Annotated in this window: 13 protein-coding genes and 2 pseudogenes; 9 read left to right on the top strand and 6 right to left on the bottom strand. The window is 36.6% G+C overall.

The features are described 5' to 3' along the window. Positions 1–131 precede the first annotated feature (131 nt). Positions 132–1373 carry a Fic family protein gene (locus HT671_RS08065; RefSeq protein WP_050223701.1) on the bottom strand — a complete coding sequence of 414 codons (1242 nt, stop codon included), beginning with the start codon at positions 1371–1373 and terminating at the stop codon, positions 132–134. 260 nt (positions 1374–1633) lie between these two features. Between HT671_RS08065 and HT671_RS08060 the strand changes: the two genes are divergently transcribed. From HT671_RS08060 to HT671_RS08050, 3 genes are all read left to right on the top strand, one after another. Next, positions 1634–2701 carry an AbiH family protein gene (locus HT671_RS08060; protein ID WP_000413037.1) on the top strand — a complete coding sequence of 356 codons (1068 nt, stop codon included), beginning with the start codon at positions 1634–1636 and terminating at the stop codon, positions 2699–2701. Then, entirely contained in the window at positions 2698–3798 is a 1101-nt protein-coding gene (locus HT671_RS08055; RefSeq protein WP_172923120.1) for a restriction endonuclease subunit S, read from the top strand. Before HT671_RS08060 ends, HT671_RS08055 begins: the two co-directional genes overlap by 4 nt. 308 nt (positions 3799–4106) lie before the next feature. Further along, positions 4107–5708 carry a type I restriction-modification system subunit M gene (locus HT671_RS08050; RefSeq protein WP_172923119.1) on the top strand — a complete coding sequence of 534 codons (1602 nt, stop codon included), beginning with the start codon at positions 4107–4109 and terminating at the stop codon, positions 5706–5708. 345 nt (positions 5709–6053) lie between these two features. On the opposite strand, the pseudogene HT671_RS08045 reads toward HT671_RS08050, so the two are convergent. The 5 genes and pseudogenes from HT671_RS08045 to HT671_RS08025 form a co-directional block, all read right to left on the bottom strand. Beyond that, a pseudogene (locus HT671_RS08045) lies at positions 6054–7175 on the bottom strand (Fic family protein). 522 nt (positions 7176–7697) lie between these two features. Further along, a complete protein-coding gene (gene rpmG, locus HT671_RS08040) occupies positions 7698–7847 on the bottom strand; it encodes a 50S ribosomal protein L33 (protein WP_001265622.1) in 150 nt (49 codons plus the stop codon). 15 nt (positions 7848–7862) lie between these two features. Next, positions 7863–8045 (bottom strand): 50S ribosomal protein L32, encoded by a 183-nt coding sequence (gene rpmF / locus HT671_RS08035; protein ID WP_000290417.1) that lies wholly within the window; start codon positions 8043–8045, stop codon positions 7863–7865. Positions 8046–8196: 151 nt separating this feature from the next. After that, positions 8197–8397, bottom strand: a complete 201-nt coding sequence (locus HT671_RS08030) for a PTS ascorbate transporter subunit IIC (RefSeq protein WP_000228848.1) — start codon at positions 8395–8397, stop codon at positions 8197–8199. Positions 8398–8399: 2 nt separating this feature from the next. Next, positions 8400–8555 (bottom strand): annotated as a pseudogene (locus tag HT671_RS08025) (hypothetical protein); the annotation flags it as partial. A gap of 174 nt (positions 8556–8729) precedes the next feature. On the opposite strand from HT671_RS08025, the gene HT671_RS08020 reads away from it, so the two are divergent. From HT671_RS08020 to ilvD, 6 genes are all read left to right on the top strand, one after another. After that, the gene (locus tag HT671_RS08020; protein WP_101514463.1) at positions 8730–10760 is read left to right on the top strand and encodes a BglG family transcription antiterminator; all 2031 of its coding nucleotides are present in this window, start codon (positions 8730–8732) and stop codon (positions 10758–10760) included. 3 nt (positions 10761–10763) lie between these two features. After that, positions 10764–11048: a PTS sugar transporter subunit IIB gene (locus tag HT671_RS08015; protein WP_000912476.1), complete on the top strand. Its 285-nt coding sequence runs from the start codon at positions 10764–10766 to the stop codon at positions 11046–11048. Positions 11049–11060: 12 nt separating this feature from the next. Further along, positions 11061–12407 (top strand): PTS ascorbate transporter subunit IIC, encoded by a 1347-nt coding sequence (locus HT671_RS08010; protein ID WP_000975292.1) that lies wholly within the window; start codon positions 11061–11063, stop codon positions 12405–12407. A 3-nt stretch (positions 12408–12410) separates the two neighbouring features. After that, positions 12411–13268 carry a transketolase gene (locus HT671_RS08005; protein WP_000603571.1) on the top strand — a complete coding sequence of 286 codons (858 nt, stop codon included), beginning with the start codon at positions 12411–12413 and terminating at the stop codon, positions 13266–13268. Then, a complete protein-coding gene (locus tag HT671_RS08000; RefSeq protein WP_023935387.1) occupies positions 13265–14197 on the top strand; it encodes a transketolase family protein in 933 nt (310 codons plus the stop codon). The genes HT671_RS08005 and HT671_RS08000 overlap by 4 nt, the downstream gene beginning before the upstream one ends. A gap of 232 nt (positions 14198–14429) precedes the next feature. After that, positions 14430–16133: a dihydroxy-acid dehydratase gene (gene ilvD / locus HT671_RS07995; protein WP_000137354.1), complete on the top strand. Its 1704-nt coding sequence runs from the start codon at positions 14430–14432 to the stop codon at positions 16131–16133. Positions 16134–16190: the final 57 nt, after the last annotated feature.

Raw genomic sequence — 16190 nt, 5'->3', positions numbered from 1 at the left:
TTCAAACCACGTCAACGTCGCCTTGCCGTATATATGTGACTGACTTCGTCAGTCTTATCTGCAACCTCAAAACAGTGTTTTGAGCAGCCTGCAGCTAGTTTCCTAGTTTGCTCTTTGATTTTCATTGAGTATTAAAAATAGTCAGAAAGATAATGTTGGGAAGGTTTTCGACCAATTAGGGTCAAAATTCCCCTATCTTCAAGATGCAAGAAAGCATCCTTGACCTTTTTCTTAGAGTAATGATGGTTGGACTGATTGGCCAGTTGGATGATGCTTCTATCTTCTATACCATCTCTCTTATCATCAACAAAGAGCTTGGACTGAGCGAGTAGAAACAAGATGTATTTCTCGACTTCCTCCAGCCCTTCTGTCTGCTCTATCTTAACTTTATAGCGATTCAGTTGCTCTTGTTTTTCAAGGAGGGTTTGGATAATATTTTCCTGTCCTTCCTTGATAAAAGTCAACAAGGTTTCAACGAAGAAGGTGGCATCGGCACGGTTGAGATGATCGCCAGTATTCCTAAAAGCCTTATAATAGTCTTGCTTATGGTGATTGATTTGTTGGGACAAAACTAACCCTGAAAATTTATCGAGTTTTCTAGACAAGTACTTGGCAAGGATATAGCGTCCTGTCCGACCGTTACCGTCATAGAAGGGATGTATATTTTCAAAAAAATAGTGTCCAGCACAAGCCTTGACAAGGTTTGGGATAGAATGGTCGTTTATAAAACGAATCCACTCTGTCAGCATGACCTGAATCTGTTCCTCCTTTTGAGGTGGGATATAGATGACTTTGCCAGTCTTGTCGTCTTGGATAAAGACCGATTTCTGTCTAAAAAACTCTCCATCGAGTTCATCCTCTGGCGAGATTTCTCCTTGTGTTAATTGGTCATAAATCCCTCTGATATCTTCAAGCGATTGGATTTGGAGAAATTCATCCTTAAGGATTTGTTGGTACATTCGCAAGGTGGAAAGATGTTTGATTTGCTCGGTCTTGTAGGGGTCTTCCTCTAGGAGTTTTTCCACATCGACCAACTCTTTACGAGTTGTATGGATACCCTCAATCTCATTTGTGGAAATAATCGATTGGTAGAGTTGTTCCTTATAAAACTGATCGTGGGCAATCTTAGGGAGGGTATCAGCTATTTCGCTAATTCGTTGAGACTGCTGTGAGATAGTTTCCATCAGTTGGGAAATCTCAAGATGCAGGGTAACAAATAAAGGGTATTGACTTGTTTTGACAGTATCGCGTTGCATTAAATGAGGATAAAGAGATGTCCTAATGGAGCTGTATCCCTGTAAGCGTAGTTGATACTCTTCCTCATACTGGTCACGATGACTGTAGTAGATTTTTCTAAGTTCTCTATAGTTCATATGTAGTCATCCTCGCATTTCAACGTTTTTTAACATTATATCACAAAATAAGCCTATCTATTGTTTCAAAATAGGCAAAATTGAAGAATAGAATAGCATAGTTTCCTATCTAAAGTGCAAAAATGGCCAAAATTGAACAATAGAAATGATAGATGGCAATCCTAAAGTGTAAAAATAGGTAAAATTGAAGAATAGAAATCAAAAAGAGAAAACCTAAAGTGTAGAAATAAGAAAATGGAGTAATAGAAAGGGGGGATAGAGTGGAGAAATTATTTATTATCGGAAATGGTTTTGATATGGCGCATGATTTGAAGACGAATTATCTATATTTCAAGAAGTTTGTTTATCAGCAGGCTTATGGGAAAGATGAGTTGTTAGAGTCGTTGCAAACATCAAAGGGAATTTGCGACTTTTTTAGGGAAAAGGATATTGAAATTCAAGAACAACATCGATATGTTAATGAAGATGAGTTGAGAGACATATATGGATATTCTCTGCCTAAAATTAGAAATGGTCAGTTAGATAAACATGAACGGTATCAATTTATTTATCGACATATGATGCAATTAATGAGATTAGAAAATTTTTGGTCTCAGTTGGAGCGTGATTTAGGTTGGATAAATGAGGTGAAAATTATACCGCCATCTTGTGTCTTGGAAAATTTAGAAACATATTCTGAGGAACTGGCAACGATTCTTGAAAAATTTCTAAGAGCAGACATTGAAAACTTATTTAGGGAATGGGTTCAATGTTTTATTCTTGATTGGGATAATATGCCTACTAATCTAAAAAAACTAAAACGAAAGAAATCTGTTGAACACAATAAAAATGCCTACTTTTTAACTTTTAATTATAGTATGTTATTAGAGGATTTCTACGGTATAAATTCTGAACAAATATGTCATATACATGGAAGTATTTCTGAAGATAAACTAATATTTGGACATAATCGTGAAATGGATTCTTATGATAAATTTAGACAAAATAACCCAACTGAGGTACGTGACTTTCTTCATAATTTAGTTTATTTGACTAGAAAGCCCGTCCATCAGCAACTTAGAAAGCACGAATCCCTTTTCAAAAATTTAAGTTCTATCAAAGAAATCTACTTCATTGGTTTTGGTATTCGGGATGAGAATGGAGTGGATGCTCCGTACTTTAAAGAAATCTTTAAACAGGCACCGAATGTGAGCATTTATGTAGACCAGTTTGATAAGAAGTATGAATATACTATTAAGAAAATACTTAAGGCATGGGGTGCTCATAAAGCTTATCAATTGCAATTTATAGATACAAATAAAGATGAAATAGTTGGAGGAGTAATATGATAAAACAACCAAGTTATCGATTTGTAGGATTTGAAGATGAGTGGAAGGAAGTGAAAGTCTCAGATATTTTTAGAGTTACTAGGGGACAAGTACTAGCAACAACGCAGATATCAGAAGAAAAAACAGATACTTATAAATATCCTGTATATTCTTCTCAAACCAAAAATGAAGGGTTATTAGGCTATTATGATAAATATCTATTTGAAACAGCAATAACTTGGACAACTGATGGAGCAAATGCTGGAACGGTAAATTACAGGGAAGGAAAATTTTATAGTACAAATGTGAACGGTGTTTTACTGTCTGATGAAGGTTTTGCTAATAAAGTGATTGCAGAAATATTAAATAACGAAGCTTGGAAATATGTTTCAAAAGTTGGCAACCCGAAATTAATGAATAATGTAATGTCAGAGATTAGTTTAGTTATCCCTAATGATTTTAGAGAGATTTCTATTCTATCAACTTTCTTCCAAGATATTGACCAGCTCATTAGCCTTCAACAGCGTAAGTTAGAGGTGCTCAAAGAGCAGAAGAAAACCTACCTCAAACTCCTCTTCCCAGCCAAAGGACAAACCAAACCAGCCCTTCGCTTCGCAGGATTTGAAAATGACTGGAAGGAAGTGAAGTTGGGGGAGATAATCCAATCTATTAGTTCCAAAAATTATATTACCGAGTATTATGAAGAGGGAAATAATCCTGTAATACAACAAGGGGACATTCCTATTGTAGGTTTTTCAGATAATAAACCATTTAATAATTTTAGTAATGTTATTCTTTTTGGTGATCATACATTATCTTTATTTAAACCTGAGACTCCTTTTTTATTAGCTACAGATGGTATAAAAATATTACACTCAGATTTAACTACTCAGCCATTTTTGTTTATAATGTTAGAAAGATATCTGCCTAAATCCCAAGGGTATAAACGTCATTATTCTTTATTGAAGAATGAACTATCTTCCTTACCTTCTCTCCCTGAACAAGAGGTCATCGGTTCTTTCTTCCAAGACCTAGACAAGGCCATTGCCAAGCAAGAGGAAAAAGTCAACCAGCTCAAAGAAAGCAAACAAACCCTACTCAGAAAAATGTTTATCTAAGATACAAAGACCGTAAAAAGCCCAGTGATTCGTTTTTAAAAGAGTTTATCGTAAAATGAGCGCGAACGAAGTGAGCTTTTAGAGGATATTTTCCGCCATGGTGGTATCCTATACAATAACAAAGTTATTGTATAGGACGGGATTTTTGAGACTCTGGGCTCAAAAATTAGGGATGAAATTCCTTGGATTTCTAAAATCATCCACTGGATAATTTTACCCCCCGTCCGCACTATTTAAGGAAAATATAAAAAAGAAAAATATTTTAAAACATGGAATACTACTAACAACATACATTTATAGGAGACCCTATGTCACAAACAGATTTATCAAGAGAACTCTACCAATCCCTCTGGAATGCGGCAGATATCCTGCGTGGCCAGATGGAAGCCAATGAATACAAGTCCTACCTCTTGGGCTTGATTTTCTACAAGTACCTATCCGACAACATCCTCCAAGCCGTCTGTGATAACTTGGACGAGACCTTTGAGTCCTTCCAACAAGCCCAGCTTCTCTACGAGGAAAACTTTGCGGATGCAGATGTCCGTGAAGACCTCATCGAGGTCTTAAATGACGATCTGGGTTATGTGATTGAGCCTTCTCTAACCTTTACCAAGCTGGTTCAGTCTATCCATGAAGGAATCTTCCAGCTAGAGTCCCTAGCCCAAAGTTTCCGTGATATCGAGCAGGCCAATGAAAAATTTGAAAATCTTTTTGAAGATATCGACCTCTATGCGAAAAAGCTAGGAAACACCCCACAAAAGCAAAACAAGACTATCTCTGAGGTTATGAAACAGCTCAACGACCTCAATGTCTCTGGTCATGCTGGTGATATTTTGGGTGATGCTTATGAGTACTTGATTGGCCAGTTTGCCAGTGATTCTGGGAAAAAAGCTGGTGAGTTCTATACACCTCAAGCAGTCTCTCACCTCATGACTCAGATTGTCTTTGCAGGGCGGGAGCATCAAAAGGGCATGTCGGTTTACGACCCGACCATGGGTTCTGGATCTCTCTTGCTCAATGCCAAGCGCTATAGTAAGGAAGCTTCGACGATTTCTTACTACGGTCAGGAGTTGATTACTTCGACCTTCAACCTTGCTCGCATGAATATGATGCTTCATGGGGTCGCGATTGAGAACTATCACCTCAGTAACCACGATACCCTAGATGAAGATTGGCCGACTACCGAGCCAACAGACTTTGATGGGGTTTTGATGAACCCACCCTATTCACTGAAGTGGTCAGCAGATAGTGGCTTCCTGCAAGATCCTCGCTTTTCAAGTTATGGAGTTCTTGCACCTAAGTCAAAAGCAGATTTTGCCTTCCTTCTTCACGGCTTTTACCACCTCAAGCATAATGGGGTCATGGCCATTGTCCTTCCCCACGGAGTCCTCTTCCGAGGAGCAGCCGAGCAAAAGATTCGCCAACACCTGCTAGAAGAAGGCGCTATTGATACAGTTATCGGCTTGCCAGCAAATATCTTCTACAATACCTCTATTCCGACAACCATTATTATCCTTAAAAAGAATCGCACCAATAAGGATGTCTTCTTTATCGATGCCTCAAAAGAGTTTGAAAAAGGGAAAAATCAAAACAATATGACCGAAGACCATATTGCCAAGATTTTGGAGACCTATCAAAAACGCGGGAATGTCGAGAAGTTTGCTCATCTAGCCAGCTTTGAAGAAATTGTCGAAAATGACTATAACCTCAACATTCCACGCTATGTCGATACCTTTGAGGAAGAACCCGTTGTTCCCCTAACCGACCTCGCCGACCAGCTCGCAGAGATTGATAGAGAGATTGGAGAGGTAGAAGCTAGACTCGCACACATGCGCAGCCAGCTAGTAGGCACAACACCAGAAGCCCAAGCAGAATTAACCGCCTATCTCGAAAAGTTGAAAGAGGTTTAGAGACTTGTGAGAATAATCTGCTAAAAATTTAGAAAAATAAAATGACAGTAGAAAATCTATTGTCATTTTTGTTATTGATTATCTAAGTAAAAATCGAATTAGAACTAAACTAAAAGGATTCAGTCCTATCAAATACAGAATTTAATCCTTAACATAAAGATAATGACTAACTTTTTGAGAAGTGATGTTATTTTTCTAAAACAAAATAAGTAAAGTGTGTATTATTTTCGTGAAGTAAAAACGGGATTTGCTTCACCTAATCTTTCTTTAATGAAGCAAATTCCGTTTTTACTTCACGAAAGAAAGTAGAAGTGAAGCAAAACGAAGATGAGCTTCAATATAAAATTATTGAACTATTCTTAGCAGGTGTGGACAAAAGTAAGTACGATTTCTTTGAGCAGAGTCTGTTGAAAGAAATTCTTCATCAATTAATTTATTTAATAATGTATATACCGTACGTTCAGAGATACTAAGGTGTTTGCTGACTTGTTTTGCTTTAAAAATTGGAGAAGAGAAAATGAAATCAAGAAGTTGAATACCAGAGACAGAATTCAATTTTGGTATTATTTCTTCTTTCATCTTATTATAAAGGTTTAAGATATCCTGTGCCTTTTTTGTACTCTCTTCTGCTGAGAAAATTACTCCTTCCAAATAGTATTTAAACCAATCTTTCCAGTTATTATTTTTAGAGATGTTTGATAAATGAGAGATATATAGTGATCGATCACTTTCAAAATATGAACTCATGTAAAATGTAGGATAAGATAGCAATTCTTGGTAGTAAAGAAACAGTGGGATTAACAATCTTCCTATTCGACCATTACCATCTTCGAATGGATGAATCATTTCAAATTGAGCATGTACAATAGCTTATTGAACTAATAAGTCTAAATCATCATGATGCATATATTGTTCTAAATTGGACATATACTCCGTAGTTTGTTCTGGCGGAACTGGTGTGTAAGAGATAGTTGCTCTACTTCCAATGTAATTTTGAGTTCTTTTAAAATTTCCTGGATTCTTGCTGCTTCCTCTAACGTTATCCAATAGAATTTTATGCATCTCTTTTATTATTCTATTAGATAATGGTAACCCTCTAGAGTTATTGTCATTAATTGTAGTAATATTTTCGAGAGCATAAAAAAGTGCTTTTCGATAATTAATAATTTCATGTAGTTCATCACGTTCTATATCAACCTTATTACCTGCTTCGTAATTTAGTAGGTCTTCTAGAGTTGCATGAGTACCTTCAAGTTTTGAGGAAAGGACGGCTTCTTGGCTGAGCAATGGTGAAATTAGTAGCATTGGATTGATAATAGATGATAAAAATCCTTCATAGGTTCCAATAGCTATACCTGCTTTAGAAACTAATCTAATTATTTGTGGATCTGTATATATTGAAGTATAGTCAAATGGAAGTTTTTCTGGTAAATAGGGTTTAGGTATGTTTTTAAATGTATTATTCATGTTTATAATTCCTATTAAAATTTTTTCTCAATATTTTTATTATAGAAAGCCAATGTAGTGAGTGACTATAACCTGTACTTGAATTATATTTCTAAGGTATATTGACAAGTATATGAAAATCAAGTAAAAAAGTAAACTGGATTGTCAATTTAAATCTTTGATTTTATGATATTTTTTAAAATAGTAATGTAAATATTTTTAGAGTTTAAGTTTGATTAAAAGTGTGTATCTTCATTAAGTATAGATTGAAAGGATTAATGTTGAACAATTTTAATGAGATGCTAAAAACGGAATATAAATGTTTGTTTTATTTCATTATAACACAGAGATAAGAAAAAATAGATAGTGAGACGAGTTTAAATAGGATTACTCGTTATGAAATGTTAATTACTTTTGATGGCTTAACAAATATTATCAATAATGTAGTCATTCGAATGATTCTCATTGCAATGTACTGAAATTAACAAAAAGAAAAAACGCTTGAATCAGCGTTTTTCTTCTGTATTGATTCGTATTGAATGCTTACTTCACTTCTGTAAACACAACGTGTTTGCGAAGTTTTGGTGAGTATTTCTTCAATTGAAGACGGTCTGGAGTGTTACGTTTGTTTTTAGAAGTAAGGTACAAGCGTTCACCAGATTCTTTGTGTTCAAGTGTAATATTTACGCGCATGGTATCTCCCTTCTATTATTCAGCTGATGCAGCTTTAGCGATTTTACGTCCTTTGTAGTATCCTTTAAGTGATACACGGTGAGAACGTGAGTAATCTCCAGTAGTTTCGTCAAAGTTTACAGATGGAGCTGTTACTTTGTAGTGTGTACGACGTTTGTTTTTCTTCGCTTTTGAAGTGCGACGTGCAGGTACTGCCATTTTGATTTCTCCTTTAGGTATTTATATTCGATTCAATCTACTGATTTTCATCAACCATACTAGGATAACACATTTTTTTTGTAAAGTAAAGTTACTTGACAAAAAAAGATGAAAAAATTCTCCTGTCAGACCTAGCAGACAGGAGAAGGTGTTAAATATCAATTTCAAATGGTTCGTCAATGGTTTCTGATACGTATTTTCCGTCTTTCTTCCGTTGTTTGACACATTCTGTGAGGAGATATTCGATTTGCCCATTGACTGAACGAAAGTCATCTTCTGCCCATGATGTGAGTGCAGCGTATAACTTTGTTGAGAGTCGAAGGGGGATCTGCTTTTTTTTAGCTTCAACCATCTTTAGTAAAGACTTTCCGTGTTGACAATTGGTTGTGCATCATGATTGCCACAAAGAACGACAAGGAGATTTGAAACCATGGCAGCTTTTCGTTCTTCGTCAATCTCTACCAATTCCCCTTCATTGAGCCGTTCCAGTGTCGTTTCAACCATTCCCATTATTTGATATCTAAATGATATCACTTTGTTTTTAAAAGTCAATAGAAAGTTGAAAATAATCACTAAAAACTTTCAGCCCAATAATTTCTTTTAAAAGGTGAGATTATATTGTGCTCAAATACTCTTTTATTCTTATAACTTTTACACTATAATTGTAGTTAGAAAGGAAGAGAAATGTTTGATTATAGAGCACTAGTTATTTTGATGACTTTGATGGATCATTGTGAGCTATCATTATATGAATTATCTGTTAAGGTGAGCTTACCTATAAAGGAAGTCAAAGAAGGAATAGATTATTTAGTGCCTTATCTAGCTAATAAAGGGATAGTGCTGGATAAAAAACAAGGTCGCTATAGTTTATCAAATCGTACGAAGCAGTCTTTGACAGATATTATTAAGTCGGATGAATTGGTTTTACCAAAGTCGACTCGCTTAGCTTTAATCTATCTTTACACTTTTTGCCGATTAGATTTTATATCGAATAATCATTACCAAGACTTTTTGAAAGTAAGTAAGAATACAACCTTATCTGATATTCAATCATTAAGAAAGATTATGTTAGATAATGATTTGGAGCTAGGGTACAGTAGAGCAAAAGGTTATACTTTACACGGTTCAGAGTGGAATAAGCACCGCTTAGCTTTTCAAATGGTTAGTGAGTTGCTGGAATCCTCCATAGGGATTTGGGGTTTGGATTATGTTTTATCCAGTTGGGGGTATTCATTAACTTATGATTTGATAAATCAGGTAGTTAAAGATTATTATGAGAAGCTACAGCTAGTACCTATTGTTAATCAATTAAAAGTTTGCCTTTTCGGTTTAGTATTCATTCTGTGTAGGTATCAAAGGGATGTTGAAAGAGTATGTCTTTCAGAGACATTAGTATCTCCTGTTATTCAAGATATAACCACTATTTTATTGGATACAGTGGTTGATTTGGGAATTATAGATACGGTGTTTTCTGAGGATGATTATCGCTATATCACCGTTTTATTATCAAGTTGCTTTGAAGGTGAAGTAGATGTTGCTCCGGTTTACTTTAATCAATTAACAGAGGCTATTATAAGTAGAATGGAAGATATTTCTTTGTTACATTTTAAACAAAGGGAAGGATTGAGAGAAAATCTTCGCCGCCACCTTATACCGGCTTACTATAGATTAAAGTTCGGCCTACCTAGTTCAAATGAATATGTATTGCATGTTAAAGAACATTATCCTGATTTATTTGAATTAGTCAAAGATTCTTTGATGCCCTTGATGGACGCTATTGACAATCCCATACCTGATAGTGAAACAGCATATTTTGTTATCCATTTCGGAGGTTATTTAAAGAAAGCAGATACTTTGCCTCAAAAATGGTATAAAGCAGCAATCATTTGTCCTAATGGTGTTAGTTCTTCATTGATGTTAAAAGAGAATCTATTAGCATTATTTCCTCAAATTGAGTTTATAGGAACCTCAAAGATTGATGATTTACAGGTGAAAGCTAGTAGTGACTATGATATGGTTTTTTCTACCATAAAGGTGGAGACAGAAAAGCCAAATTATCTAGTTTCGGTTATGATGACTGAAGAGCAAGCAATACAACTAGTAGAACTAGTGTTAAAAGATTTTCCGAATTTAGAGTATGGGGATTTTGAGATTGAACAAATCCTGAATATTGTCAAAAAATATGGAATTATTACACAAGAATTGGAATTAAGATTGGCGTTAAAGAATTATCTTTATCAAAAAAATGATCGAAAGGAAATTGTACCAGTGCTAGAACAACTTATTACCAAAGAAACCTATCAGGTTAGTTCGCAAAAATTAGGATGGAAGGAGGCGATTCGTTTAGCAGCTAAACCGCTTTTGGATCAAGATAAGATAACTGAGAACTACCCTGAGGCAATGATTCAAAAAGTAGAAGAGTTTGGGCCTTTTATTAATTTAGGGAAGGGAGTAGCAATTCCTCACGCTCGGCCAGATGAAGGTGTGAATGAAATAGGAATGTCAATGTTAGTTTTGGAAGAACCGATTTATTTATTGGATAATCCAGAACAAGAGGTAAGATTGTTGATTTGTATTGCAGCCATTGATAATGAGAGTCATTTAAAGGCTTTGTCACATTTAACAACAATTTTAAGAGATAAAAATCATGTTCAAACTTTAATATCATCAAAAAACTATGATGACATTAAAATGATAATTAAACAGGAGGATTAGATAATGTTAAAAATTGGTACAGCTTGTGGTTCAGGATTAGGTTCAAGTTTTATGGTACAGATGAATATTGAATCTGTATTGAGTGATTTGAATGTTTCAGATGTAGAAGTTGAACATTATGATTTAGGTGGAGCAGATCCAAATGCAGCTGATATTTGGATTGTTGGTCGTGATCTAGCTGATTCAGCTAGTCATCTTGGAGATGTTCGTATCTTAAATAGTATTATTGATATGGATGAACTACGAGAATTAATTACTAAACTTTGTGAAGAAAAAGGACTTATATAGGAGGCTAGCGTCATGATGAAGTTCATATTGGATATTGTTAGTACACCAGCTATTTTAGTAGCTTTAATTGCAATTTTAGGATTAGTTCTTCAGAAGAAGAAATTACCTGATATTATTAAAGGTGGAATTAAGACCTTTGTTGGTTTCTTAGTTGTATCTGGTGGTGCAGGAATTGTACAAAATTCTTTAAATCCATTTGGTACCATGTTTGAGCATGCTTTTCATTTATCTGGCGTTGTGCCGAATAATGAAGCAATTGTAGCTGTAGCTTTAACAACATATGGCTCAGCTACTGCAATGATTATGTTTGCAGGCATGGTGTTCAATATCTTAATCGCTCGTTTTACTCGATTTAAATATATTTTTTTAACAGGGCACCACACTCTATATATGGCATGTATGATTGCGGTCATTTTATCAGTTGCTGGCTTTACTAGCTTGCCTCTTATCTTACTAGGAGGATTAGCACTCGGTATTATTATGAGTATTTCCCCAGCATTTGTGCAAAAATATATGGTTCAATTAACTGGAAATGACAAGGTGGCTTTAGGTCATTTCAGTTCTTTGGGATATTGGTTGAGTGGTTTTACTGGTAGCCTTATCGGTGACAAATCAAAATCAACAGAGGACATTAAATTTCCAAAGAGTTTAGCTTTTTTACGTGATAGCACTGTTAGTATTACTTTATCCATGGCAGTTATTTACATTATTGTAGCTATCTTTGCAGGGTCAGAATATATAGAAAAAGAAATCAGTAGTGGTACAAGTGGTCTAGTTTATGCTTTACAATTAGCAGGTCAATTTGCAGCAGGGGTATTTGTTATTTTAGCAGGTGTTCGCCTTATTTTGGGTGAAATTGTTCCAGCCTTTAAAGGTATTTCAGAGCGTCTTGTACCTAATTCAAAACCTGCTTTGGATTGTCCGATTGTTTATACTTATGCACCCAATGCAGTTCTAATTGGATTTATCTCTAGTTTTATTGGTGGTTTAGTAAGTATGGCAATTATGATTGCTTCAGGAACGGTTGTTATCTTACCAGGCGTTGTGCCTCATTTCTTCTGTGGAGCGACTGCAGGTGTCATTGGGAATGCATCTGGTGGTGTTCGTGGAGCCACTATTGGAGCATTTTTACAAGGTATTTTAATCAGTTTTCTTCCAGTCTTTTTAATGCCAGTTTTGGGAGGACTTGGTTTCCAAGGATCAACTTTCTCAGATGCAGATTTTGGTCTATCAGGAATTATTTTAGGAATGTTAAATCAATTTGGTTCACAAGCAGGCATTGTGATTGGTCTTGTTCTTATTCTAGCAGTTATGTTTGGAGTATCCTTTATTAAAAAGCCATCTGCAAAGGAGGAGTAAGGGATGATTTTAAGTGAAAATAGAGAAGATGAGTTAAGAAAATTTGCGACTAACATCCGATTAAATACTCTTAGAACATTGAATCATCTTGGATTCGGACATTACGGAGGAAGTCTGTCTATCGTAGAAGTTCTAGCAGTGCTTTATGGTGAAATAATGCCAATGACTCCAGAAATATTTGCAGCACGAGATAGAGATTATTTCATATTATCAAAAGGTCACGGAGGACCAGCTCTATACAGTACACTCTATTTGAATGGTTTCTTTGACAAAGAATTCTTATATTCTTTAAATACAAATGGAACCAAATTACCGTCTCATCCTGATAGAAATCTAACGCCGGGCATAGATATGACAACTGGCTCTTTAGGACAGGGAATTAGTGTTGCAACCGGACTTGCATATGGTCAGAGAATAAGAAAAAGTCCCTTTTATACCTATGCTATTGTTGGAGATGGTGAGTTAAATGAGGGACAATGTTGGGAGGCTATACAGTTTGCTTCTCAGCAACAGTTATCCAACTTAATTGTATTTGTTGATGATAACAAAAAACAATTAGATGGTTTTACAAAGGATATTTGTAATCCAGGTGACTTCGTAGAAAAATTTTCAGCATTTGGATTTGAATCCATTAGGGTCAAGGGTTCAGATATTAGAGAAATTTATGAAGGGATTGTCCAATTAAAACAGTCAAATAATTCATCACCTAAGTGCATTGTATTAGATACTATTAAAGGTCAAGGGGTTCAAGAGCTGGAAGAAATGAAATCCAATCATCATCTTCGCCCTACTGTAGAGGAGAAACAAATGTTAACTTCAGTTGTAGAAAGATTAAGTCAGGAATTGGAGGAAACAGAATGATGAGAAGCACGAAAGAATTACGGCATGTATATAGAGACTTCCTTTTAGAGGCTAATCAAAGTGATTCTGATATAGTAGTCTTAGAAGCCGATTTGTCAAGTTCGATGGCTACTCATAATCTTGAAAAGGACTTTGGAGACCGTTATGTGAATGTTGGGATTATGGAAGCAGAAATGGTCGGCCTTGCAGCAGGCTTGTCTATTCAGGGGTTTAGACCTTATCTTCATACATTTGGCCCTTTTGCTTCACGAAGAGTATTTGATCAATTATTTATTTCTCTTGGATACGCACAATTGGATGCCACTGTTATTGGATCAGATGCAGGAGTAACTGCGGAAATGAATGGTGGGACACATATGCCATTTGAAGAAATTGGATTGTTACGTTTAATTCCTAAATCGATCATTTTCGAAGCAACTGATGATATCCAATTTCGTGAAATCTTGAACCAGACATTAGAATTAAAAGGACTAAAATATATTCGAACAATTAGAAAAGCTCCAGAGGCTGTCTATCAAGGTGGAGAAGATTTTTCTAAAGGCTACATTGAGTTAAGACACGGGGAAAATCTTGTAATAGTTGCTTCTGGCATAATGGTTGCTCCAAGTATTCGAGTTGCAGATGAACTGTCTAAATTAGGTTATTCAGTAGGTGTGATAGATTTATTTAGAATCAAACCGATACCAGAACAGATAAAAACAATGTTAAGTGGAAAAACTATATTTACTGTAGAAAACCACAATCAGATAGGTGGAATTGGCAGTGCTTTATGTGAATTATTCTCTGATGATGGAATAACAAAAATTCATCGGATGGGTGTTCAAGAAAGATTCGGTCAAGTAGGGAAAGTGGATTATCTTCTTAATGAGTATGGTTTGAGTGAATCGAATATAAAAGAGAAAGTTCTAGAGTTTTATAATGCAAGATAGATGTTAAATACACTGTTCTGAAAGAATTTTTGTAACAATTACAGTACGTTATTTAAAGAAAGCGGATTAAAAAGCATATTCTGGTCATCAGAAAGTGCCCTAATCCGCTTTGTTGTTTTTAGTTTTAAATATTTCATATGTATATAGAATTTTCTGAAAATTCAAGAATTTTCTTCTGTTCATTGCCTTTAAAATGTGCTATAATAGTAAAAACTGAAATGGGAGGGAACAAATGACTGAATTAGATAAACGTCACCGCAGTAGCATTTATGACAGTATGGTGAAATCACCTAACCGTGCTATGCTTCGTGCGACTGGTATGACAGATAAGGACTTTGAAACACCGATTGTGGGAGTGATTTCGACTTGGGCGGAAAATACACCATGTAACATTCACTTGCATGATTTCGGGAAACTGGCTAAAGAAGGTGTCAAATCTGCAGGCGCTTGGCCTGTACAGTTTGGAACTATTACCGTAGCAGACGGGATTGCTATGGGAACGCCTGGTATGCGTTTCTCTCTAACATCTCGTGACATCATCGCGGACTCCATCGAGGCGGCTATGAGTGGTCACAACGTGGATGCCTTCGTCGCTATCGGTGGCTGTGACAAGAACATGCCTGGATCTATGATTGCCATTGCCAATATGGATATCCCTGCAGTCTTTGCCTATGGTGGAACGATTGCACCGGGAAATCTTGATGGCAAAGACATTGACTTGGTTTCTGTCTTTGAAGGTATCGGAAAATGGAACCACGGTGACATGACAGCTGAGGACGTGAAACGTCTTGAATGTAATGCCTGCCCTGGCCCTGGTGGCTGTGGTGGTATGTATACTGCTAATACCATGGCGACTGCTATCGAAGTTTTGGGTATGAGTTTGCCAGGTTCTTCATCTCACCCAGCTGAATCAGCTGATAAGAAAGAAGATATCGAAGCAGCAGGACGTGCTGTTGTTAAGATGTTGGAGCTTGGTCTCAAACCATCAGATATCTTGACTCGTGAAGCCTTTGAAGATGCCATCACTGTGACGATGGCTCTCGGTGGTTCTACAAACGCCACTCTTCACTTGCTTGCCATTGCCCATGCTGCCAATGTTGACTTGTCACTTGAGGACTTCAATACGATCCAAGAGCGTGTGCCTCACTTGGCCGACTTGAAACCATCTGGTCAGTATGTCTTCCAAGACCTCTACGAAGTCGGTGGTGTCCCTGCGGTTATGAAGTACTTGTTGGCAAATGGATTCCTTCATGGAGATCGCATCACATGTACTGGTAAGACAGTTGCTGAGAACTTGGCTGACTTTGCAGACCTCACACCAGGTCAAAAAGTTATCATGCCACTTGAAAATCCAAAACGTGCGGACGGTCCGCTTATCATCTTGAACGGAAACCTTGCTCCTGACGGTGCAGTTGCCAAGGTATCAGGTGTTAAAGTGCGTCGTCACGTTGGGCCAGCTAAGGTCTTTGACTCAGAAGAAGATGCCATTCAGGCTGTTTTGACAGATGAAATCGTTGATGGCGATGTAGTCGTTGTTCGTTTCGTTGGACCTAAGGGTGGTCCTGGTATGCCTGAGATGCTGTCCCTTTCTTCAATGATCGTTGGTAAAGGTCAAGGAGACAAGGTGGCCCTCTTGACGGATGGACGTTTCTCTGGTGGTACTTATGGTCTGGTTGTTGGACATATCGCTCCTGAAGCTCAGGATGGTGGACCAATTGCCTATCTTCGTACAGGCGATATCGTTACGGTTGACCAAGATACCAAAGAAATTTCCATGGCCGTATCCGAAGAAGAACTTGAAAAACGCAAGGCAGAAACAACCTTGCCACCACTTTATAGCCGTGGTGTCCTCGGTAAATATGCCCACATCGTATCATCTGCTTCACGCGGAGCCGTGACAGACTTCTGGAATATGGACAAGTCAGGTAAAAAATAAACTCATACTCTTCGAAAATCTCTTCAAACCACGTCAACGTCGCCTTGCCGTAGGTAT

It is taken from the genome of Streptococcus sp. 2741 (genome assembly GCF_013276315.1).
In the GTDB taxonomy this organism is placed as follows: Bacteria; Bacillota; Bacilli; order Lactobacillales; family Streptococcaceae; genus Streptococcus; species Streptococcus pseudopneumoniae.
Note: the sequence above shows the minus strand (reverse complement) of the source record. Positions and strands in the feature narration are given on the sequence as shown.

Bases quoted from the DNA above. Each gene is read 5' to 3' on its own strand.
- HT671_RS08030 (WP_000228848.1), bottom strand. From the start codon at position 8,397: ATGGTTGAAGCTAAAAAAAAGCAGATCCCCCTTCGACTCTCAACAAAG.
- HT671_RS08055 (WP_172923120.1), top strand. From the start codon at position 2,698: ATGATAAAACAACCAAGTTATCGATTTGTAGGATTTGAAGATGAGTGG.
- HT671_RS08010 (WP_000975292.1), top strand. From the start codon at position 11,061: ATGATGAAGTTCATATTGGATATTGTTAGTACACCAGCTATTTTAGTA.
- HT671_RS08005 (WP_000603571.1), top strand. From the start codon at position 12,411: ATGATTTTAAGTGAAAATAGAGAAGATGAGTTAAGAAAATTTGCGACT.
- HT671_RS08065 (WP_050223701.1), bottom strand. From the start codon at position 1,373: ATGAACTATAGAGAACTTAGAAAAATCTACTACAGTCATCGTGACCAG.
- ilvD (WP_000137354.1), top strand. From the start codon at position 14,430: ATGACTGAATTAGATAAACGTCACCGCAGTAGCATTTATGACAGTATG.
- HT671_RS08050 (WP_172923119.1), top strand. From the start codon at position 4,107: ATGTCACAAACAGATTTATCAAGAGAACTCTACCAATCCCTCTGGAAT.
- HT671_RS08020 (WP_101514463.1), top strand. From the start codon at position 8,730: ATGTTTGATTATAGAGCACTAGTTATTTTGATGACTTTGATGGATCAT.
- HT671_RS08015 (WP_000912476.1), top strand. From the start codon at position 10,764: ATGTTAAAAATTGGTACAGCTTGTGGTTCAGGATTAGGTTCAAGTTTT.
- rpmF (WP_000290417.1), bottom strand. From the start codon at position 8,045: ATGGCAGTACCTGCACGTCGCACTTCAAAAGCGAAGAAAAACAAACGT.
- HT671_RS08000 (WP_023935387.1), top strand. From the start codon at position 13,265: ATGATGAGAAGCACGAAAGAATTACGGCATGTATATAGAGACTTCCTT.
- rpmG (WP_001265622.1), bottom strand. From the start codon at position 7,847: ATGCGCGTAAATATTACACTTGAACACAAAGAATCTGGTGAACGCTTG.